This is a genomic window from Desulfobulbus alkaliphilus (assembly GCF_016918545.1).
Lineage (GTDB): Bacteria > Desulfobacterota > Desulfobulbia > Desulfobulbales > Desulfobulbaceae > Desulfobulbus > Desulfobulbus alkaliphilus.
The window spans coordinates 1-439 of record NZ_JAFFQC010000265.1 but is presented as its reverse complement, the minus strand read 5'-3'; the positions used below and the strand labels follow the sequence as shown (position 1 = coordinate 439).

At 61.5% G+C, this 439-nt stretch carries 1 pseudogene; it reads left to right on the top strand.

The features are described 5' to 3' along the window. Positions 1-439: pseudogene (locus JWG43_RS20900) on the top strand (TonB-dependent receptor domain-containing protein); the annotation flags it as partial.

The following is a 439-nucleotide window of genomic DNA, read 5'->3' as shown; positions in this document are numbered from 1 at the left end:
GGTCAACCGACCTTCTTCGACATCGATCTGGTGAACTCTTACGGCGCGAACGCCGTCAACCCGATCTATGCCGTCAACAACTTCGACCTGCGTTGGTCGGACAACGCCTTCCTGCCGCAGAACATCAAGGATGCGATCCGCACGAACGTCGTTACGCCTTACGCGCCGCCGACCGCGACCAGCCCGGGCGCGGCGCAAACGGGCGTCTTGCTTCAGAACGCGCGCCACACTCTGTTCGGGCCGGATCGTACGCAAGACAACACGCGTGAACTGCAGCGTTACGTTCTGGGCCTCCGCGGCAACCATGACCAGATTTCGTTCGTCAAGGACGTCAGCTGGGACATCGGCTATACCTACGGCAAGGTCGAAATCGAAAACCGTGAACGCGCGGTCGACGGTCAACGCTTCGCGCTCGCAGCGGACGCGGTTGTCGACACCC